Source organism: Chitinophaga sp. (assembly GCF_036569125.1).
In the GTDB taxonomy this organism is placed as follows: Bacteria; Bacteroidota; Bacteroidia; order Chitinophagales; family Chitinophagaceae; genus Chitinophaga.
Window position 1 is genome coordinate 1 of sequence record NZ_DATCRF010000491.1, and the last position, 7228, is coordinate 7228.

General features: G+C 48.8%; 5 protein-coding genes. 4 read left to right on the top strand and 1 reads right to left on the bottom strand.

What is annotated here, in order from left to right:
* Positions 1-814 (bottom strand): hypothetical protein (locus VIM87_RS18460; RefSeq protein WP_331998421.1); only part of this gene is annotated, 814 nt, incomplete at its 3' end.
* A 136-nt stretch (positions 815-950) separates the two neighbouring features.
* Between VIM87_RS18460 and VIM87_RS18465 the strand changes: the two genes are divergently transcribed.
* The 4 genes from VIM87_RS18465 to VIM87_RS18480 all read left to right on the top strand — a co-directional run.
* Complete coding sequence (locus VIM87_RS18465; RefSeq protein WP_331998422.1) at positions 951-2468, top strand: GNAT family N-acetyltransferase; 1518 nt, start codon at positions 951-953, stop codon at positions 2466-2468.
* A gap of 160 nt (positions 2469-2628) precedes the next feature.
* Positions 2629-2925: a thiamine-binding protein gene (locus VIM87_RS18470; protein ID WP_331998423.1), complete on the top strand. Its 297-nt coding sequence runs from the start codon at positions 2629-2631 to the stop codon at positions 2923-2925.
* A gap of 210 nt (positions 2926-3135) precedes the next feature.
* The gene (locus VIM87_RS18475) at positions 3136-6276 is read left to right on the top strand and encodes a SusC/RagA family TonB-linked outer membrane protein (RefSeq protein ID WP_331998424.1); all 3141 of its coding nucleotides are present in this window, start codon (positions 3136-3138) and stop codon (positions 6274-6276) included.
* 11 nt (positions 6277-6287) lie between these two features.
* On the top strand, positions 6288-7228 hold a 941-nt coding region (locus VIM87_RS18480), incomplete at its 3' end, for a SusD/RagB family nutrient-binding outer membrane lipoprotein (protein ID WP_331998425.1).

Consider the following 7228-nt stretch of genomic DNA (forward strand, 5'->3'; position numbering starts at 1 on the left):
CACCCAATACAGGCGCCGGCGGCCGGGGAGTGGTGGTCACTGTTACGGCTATTCGTTGCGGAAATTCACATTGCGCCTGCGAGGTAACGTAATAGGTTGTGGTGCTGTCGGCCTGCAATGTAAAATAATCGCCGGTATATAGCAGGTTCCCGCCGGAGGGCGCATCGTACCAGTTAATAGCCGTCTGCGGATCATTCGTATATGCATGCAGGGTAATGGTGCTGCCCTGGCAGGCGCTTACCTGGGTAACATCTACTGCAGGCGGCAGCAGGCCGGGTTGACGGTATGCATAAAAAATGCGCAGGTTACTTAATGAGCCGGATCCCTGCCGGGTAAGCGTAACACGTACACGGTCAAAGGTCTGCTGGGGTTTCAGCAGCACCTCTGCCTGCCCATAGCCCTGCAGCTGCCGCAGCATATTGTCGTCCACTGTTTGTGCATCATTATTGGCCGTATTACCGTTATACGTTTGCACGGTAACGCTGGTATACGGGTTATCCGCCGGACTGCCGCTGGCGCCAATGCCTATTACCAGTGAATCACAGCTGTTGCTGGCCGATGGAAAGATGAGGGTTTGGTACATCGTTACAGTGCCCAGCCCTGTGCCCATATTTAGCTGCGCATAATCATCCAGGTTACTGTTGTTCACCGCGTTGCCGGGGTTAGTAACACTGCATGAAAAACATAAGCCGGTAACGCCATTGGTCTGGCTGTTGGTATACACCTGTTGTGCATAGCTGCGTGGGAACAGCAGGCATAACAATGCCGCCATGATCCACGTCATTCGTTGGAAGGGGTAAAGTTGCATAGTCATAGATTGGATTTAAGGTATTATGAGGGTTTAATGTGTCAAATAGGGATTGTATTTAAGGGTTATTGGAGTCTTTTGGGTATATTTATTGAGAGCTAAAAGTAACAATTTTTTTTGTGATCCTCCCAAATTTACGGCCATGACAGAAACAATAGACATACGGTTGTTAACAGCAGAAGATTATTTTGACCTCAAAGAATCCATGGTATCCGCCTACCCGGATATGGCAGGCAGCTATTGGCGGGAACCCACCATCAGCCGGCTTATCAGCCTGTTCCCCGAAGGGCAGATAGCCATCACCGTAAACAATAAGGTGGTAGGCTGCGCATTATCTATTATTGTGAACTATGGTAAGTTTGGCGATGAGCATACCTATGAGCAGATCACGGGTTACTACACCTTTAACACACATGATCCCAAAGGGGATATCCTGTATGGCATAGAAATATTTGTGCACCCCGACTACCGGGGCAAGCGCCTGGCGCGGCGCCTGTACGATGCACGTAAAACGTTGTGCGAAAGGCTGAACCTGCGCGGTATTGTGGCCGGCGGCCGCATTCCCAACTATGAAAAGTATGCAGATGAAATGTCGCCGCGTGAATACATTGAAAAAGTGCAGGACAAAGAGCTGTACGATCCTACGCTTACCTTCCAGTTCTCCAACGATTTTCTGGTGAAGAAAATACTGCGCAACTACCTGCCGCATGATGAATCATCCAAAGGATTTGCCACCCTGCTGCAATGGTACAATATCTATTATGAGAAGGATGCCGATACGGTACGTTACAACAAATCCACCGTGCGTATTGGCCTGGTGCAATGGCAAATGCGTGATTACCGTAACCTGGACGGCTTCCTGGAGCAGGTGGAATATTTTATTGATGCCGTAAGCGATTACGGATCCGATTTTGTTGTATTCCCGGAGCTGTTCAATGCCCCGCTCATGGCGGAGTTTAACCAGCTGGATCCCGCCGGCGCCATACGCGGCGTAGCCCGTTATACGGAGCAGATCCGCGATGAATTTGTACGCCATGCAGTATCATACAACGTAAACATTATTGGCGGCAGCATGCCCATTGTAATAGATGAGCAGCTGTATAATATTTGCTACCTGTGCCGCCGCGATGGTACCTACGACCATTACATTAAGATACACCCCACGCCCAGCGAAGTATTTGCCTGGGGCGTAAAAGGAGGGCAGGAGCTAAAGGTATTTGATACAGATTGCGGTAAAATAGGCATACAGATCTGTTATGATGTAGAGTTTCCCGAACCCAGCCGCATACTGGCAGAACAGGGTATGCAGATCTTATTTGTACCCTTCCTCACAGATACGCAGCATGCGTATAACCGTGTACGTTTCTGCGCGCAGGCGCGTGCAGTGGAAATGGAATGTTATGTAGCCATTGCCGGCTGCGTAGGCAACCTGCCCAAAGTAAATAATATGGACCTGCAATATGCGCAAAGCGCAGTATTCACTCCTTCTGACTTTGCATTTCCCGTAACCGGTATAAAGGCCGATGCCACGCCCAATACGGAAATGATCGTGGTGGCGGATGTAGACCTGGTGCTGCTGAAAGAGCTGAATGCTTTTGGCAGCGTGCATACAAAAAAAGATATGCGCCGGGATCTGTATGAGGTGAAGTGGAAGAAGTAGACTGTTGTTCACAGATCGTAAGGCAAGAAGGCTTTCCGCTTTATGCTTTCCGCTTTCCGCTTTCCGCTTTCCGCTTTCTGCCAATAAAACTATGAATTTCGGCGATCATTGATTATTTTGCATAAAGCATACAAAGGAAACTATTGCATAAAACTTACACATGCATTCTCACAAGATTAATTTGGCATTACAGATCATTCCGCAGGTAGCCAGCGAAAAAGTATATGCCGTTGTAGACGAAGCTATTGCGGTGATACAGGCCTCCGGTGTGCCTTACCGCGTATGCCCTTTTGAAACCGTGATGGAAGGCCCGTATGATCAGCTGATGGATATTGCCCGCAGAGCGCAGGAAGTGTGTTTTAAAGCAGGCGCCTCGCAGCTGCTGGTGTATATTAAAATGCAGATCCGTAAGGATGATGATGTGACCATGGAAGAAAAAGTAGGCAAATACGATTAAAGAGCAGCGCTGCATTTACCTTAATTATCAGCCAAAGTTATTCTACCAGACAGGGGAGATCATGTATATCAAATAACTAAAGACATAGCGTACTCAGGTTTACGGAAGCTAACCGTGATCCGTAAACTGCCGTCTGTAGACCGTGGACCTGTAGACCGTTTTTCGTATATTTAATTACATCTTACATCAACCAATTCTAAACCGCGCAACATGAAAAAAATCTTCGCGTGCATCATGCTGTGCTGTTGCTTGCTGCCTGTTTTGCTAAAGGCACAAAACCCGGTAATACGCGGTAGCGTAACAGCATCAGACGGAGGCCAGCCCCTCCCGGGAGTAACCATCCAGGTAAAAGGCGGCACCACCGGCGCCACTTCTGCACCAGATGGGAGCTTCAGCCTCACAGTTCCCAACACAAATGCCACACTGGTATTTAGCTTTGTAGGTTATTTAAAACAGGAGGTGCCGTTAAACGGCCGGTCCAGCGTGCAGGTAGTGCTGCAGGCCGACACCCGTAACCTGGAACAGGTAGTGGTAACAGCGCTGGGCATTAAAAAAGAGAAACGCGCATTGGGTTATGCCGTGCAGGACGTAGGCGGGGCAGAACTCGTTACTTCCAAACAAACCAACGTAGTAAATGCCTTACAGGGTAAGGTAGCCGGTGTGCAGATCTCCAGCACAGGCGGCGCGCCAGGCCAGGGTTCCAGGATCATTATCCGGGGCATGAACTCACTGGATCCTGGTAAATCCAACCAACCTATATTTGTTATAGATGGTATTCCCATGGACAATGATACCTACACCAGCGCTGGTGTGGATGATACCCGTGGCATGAGCAACCGTGCAGCAGATATCAACCCGGATGATGTGGAAAGCATTTCCATTTTACGTGGCGGCGCAGCTACGGCTTTATATGGTTTGCGTGCAGCTAATGGCGCAGTGATTATCACCACCAAATCCGGCAAAGCAGGGCGTTTAACAGTAAGTCTTACCTCTACTTACGGATTTGATAATGTGAACAAAACGCCGGACGTACAAACCCGTTTTTCACAAGGTTACCAGGGCGTGTATGACCCGGCCAGCTTCTGGCCTTCCTGGGGTCCTACCGTAGAACAGGCTAAACAGCTGGATCCTACACATCCTGCACAGCTCTTTAATAATTACAAACAGGCTTACCGTACGGGCAAGCAGGTACGAAATACCCTGAACCTGAGCGGTGGTACGGAAAAAGCAGTGTTTGCCGCATCCTTTTCACAACTGGACCAGGATGGAGTGATACCTTTCAGTGATTATAAGAATTACTCCGCCAAATTAAACGGTGAGCTGCGCTTCAGCGAAAAATTCAAGGTAGGTGCATCCCTGAACTATATTAATTCCGGCGGCACCCGCATCAATGCAGACCGTTATGGCGAACAACTGATCTACTGGTCGCCGCGCTGGGATGTGGCGGATTATATTAAGCCGGACGGTACACAAAAGACCTATAGCGCCGGTACAGACAACCCCATGTACACCTTGTACCACAACCGTTTTGTGGACAATGTGAACCGTGTGATCGGCAACGTAAACGCCACCTATTCGCCATTCAAATGGCTGGACCTGATTTATCGCGTGGGCACTGATTTTTATACAGATGGCAGAACCTTTACCGCCGCAGGCCCTAAAGGCCTGGCCGATGAAGTACCCAACGGTGATGCCGGTCCCGGTTTTGTACATGAATACCAAACCAATAAACGCATACTTAACAGCACCTTTATTGCCAACCTGAAAAATAACATCACACCCCGTTTAACATCAGACCTGAAGCTGGGCCATGACCTGTATGAGTATAAGCTGAAACGGGTAGCTACCGAAGGCGATACACTGGATATCCCGGACCTGCTGGTAATGCAGAATGCCAAGCGGGTAGTAGGACGGCAGTTTAATGACAAATACCGTATTATTGGCGTGTTTGCGGACTGGACGCTGAGCTGGGACAATTACCTGTACCTGACACTCACGGGCCGGGAAGATTTCACGTCTACACTGCCATCTGGTCACAACCATTTCTTTTATCCTTCCGTAAGTGCAGGTTATGTATTTACGGATCATTTTAAGATGCAGGACAATATCCTGAGCTATGGTAAGATCCGCGCTTCCTGGGCAAGAATAGGGAAGGACGCCGCAACTCAAAAGCTTACTTCCGGTTACGAAACGCTGCCCGATGGGCCTATTGATAACAGCATTATTGGCTGGACAAGAGCCGATATTAAAACTGACCCGGACCTGAAGCCGGAGTTCACCAATACCTTTGAAGCTGGTACCGAATTAAAGTTCCTGAAAAACCGTATAGGCATTGACTTTACCTGGTACACTTCCAAAAGTACAAACCTGTTGATGAGCATTCCTATTCCTTCCAGCTCCGGTTATGAAACCTTTTATACCAATGCGGGTTCTATCCGGAACAGGGGCGTGGAAATATCCCTGAATGGAACGCCGGTTAAAACAAAAGATTTTAACTGGGATGTAAGGGTGAACTTTTCTGCTAACCGTAACAAGGTACTTGCTTTAAAAGAGGGTGTAACAGAAGTTGTGGTAGGCTCCCAATTTGGTTATGCCAGCTCTACCGCTACTATGAAGTATATTGTAGATTACCCGGTAGGCGCCATCTTTGGCAGAAGCTATGCCCGGTATTATGGTGATGCCACGGAAGATCCCTTACTGATCGATAAAAGCCGGCCCATCCTGATCCAGAGCAGCGGTTCAGCGGCAGGCTTCCCGGTGATCAATACCAATCAGAAATACCTGGGCAATTCACAACCCAAGTGGATCGGCAGCATTTCCAACTCCTTTACATATAAAGCATTCAGCTTTTCCTTTTTGTTTGATGTAAGGCAGGGCGTGCAGAAGTATAACCAGTTTGCCAACTTCCTGGCAGCTTTCGGCGCTTCCAAAATAACGGAGAACCGTGACCAGATGAAAACCTTTGATGGTGTGTTTTCAGATGGAAAGCCCAATAACATACCTGTGTACCTGGGACAAAAGTTAGGTCCCGATGGTAAGGACTATGGGGATGGTTACTACCGCCGTATATACAGAGGGGTAACAGAGGCGTTTATAGAAGATGCTTCGTGGGTACGTTTGCGTAATGTAAGCCTCTCTTATCAGCTGCCATCTAAACTGCTGTCTAAAACACATTTCATCAGCGGCGCCAATATTACCCTCACCGGTAATAACCTGTGGCTGCATACCAAATTCACTGGTTTTGATCCGGAATCCAGCTCCTTTAATGCCAGCAGCAATGCCGATGCATTTGCCGGGTTCACTTATCCGGCAGTACGGAGTTTCTTAGCCAGTATCAACGTTACCTTTTAAAGCGCTGCATTATGAAAAGATTGATCATAGCCGTTATTTGCTGCAGCCTGTTTATAATAACAGGGTGTAAGAAATACCTGGATGTAAACAAAAATCCAAACATATCGGAAACTGCGCCCCTCAACGGTTTGCTGGGCAGCACTACCTATAATACCGCCTATACGGTATACCGTACAGGCGATTTCACCTCTTATTTTGTGCAATACCTGGCTTCTCCCAACACAGCCAGCAGCACAGATACGTATGATGAAGTAGATTACAGCGGCACCTGGGAAGCCACTTATAACACCATGGCCGATCTGTATGATCTTATTAAACAGGCCGATTCTGTAGGCGCATACGGGCATGCCGGCGCTGCTAAAATTATGATGGCGCTGAACCTCAGCATCATGAACTCCCTCTTTGGATCAGTACCTTATTCGGAAGCGCTGAGCGGAAATTTTATTCAACCGCATTATGATGCCGATAAAGCAGTATACCAATCCTGCCTGTCGCTGATAGATGCCGGCCTGGCCGATCTGAATAAAACCGATCCCAAGATCCTGCTGGATGCTACCCGCGATCTGCTGCATCATGGCGATACTGCAGCCTGGAGAAGAACCGGGTATGCATTAAAAGCACGCCTGCTGAACCGCATTACCAAAACCGCTGATTATGATCCGGCAGCAGTGCTGGCAGCCCTGGGCAGTGCATACACCGGCAATAACAATGATGCGCAGCTTACGCAATTTCAGTCGCGCAGCCCCTGGAACCAGGCCGCTTACAACAATACGCAGGCCTTGCTGGATGGCTGGTTAAGCACACACTATGTAGCTGCGATGAACGACAGCACCTTTGGCGTATTTGACCCGCGCCTGCCGCTGATCACCGACACCACCCGCTACGGCGACTACCGCGGTACCATTAACGGAAAGGGCAGGGTAGGTACCGGTACTACCAAGGATGAAAGCTA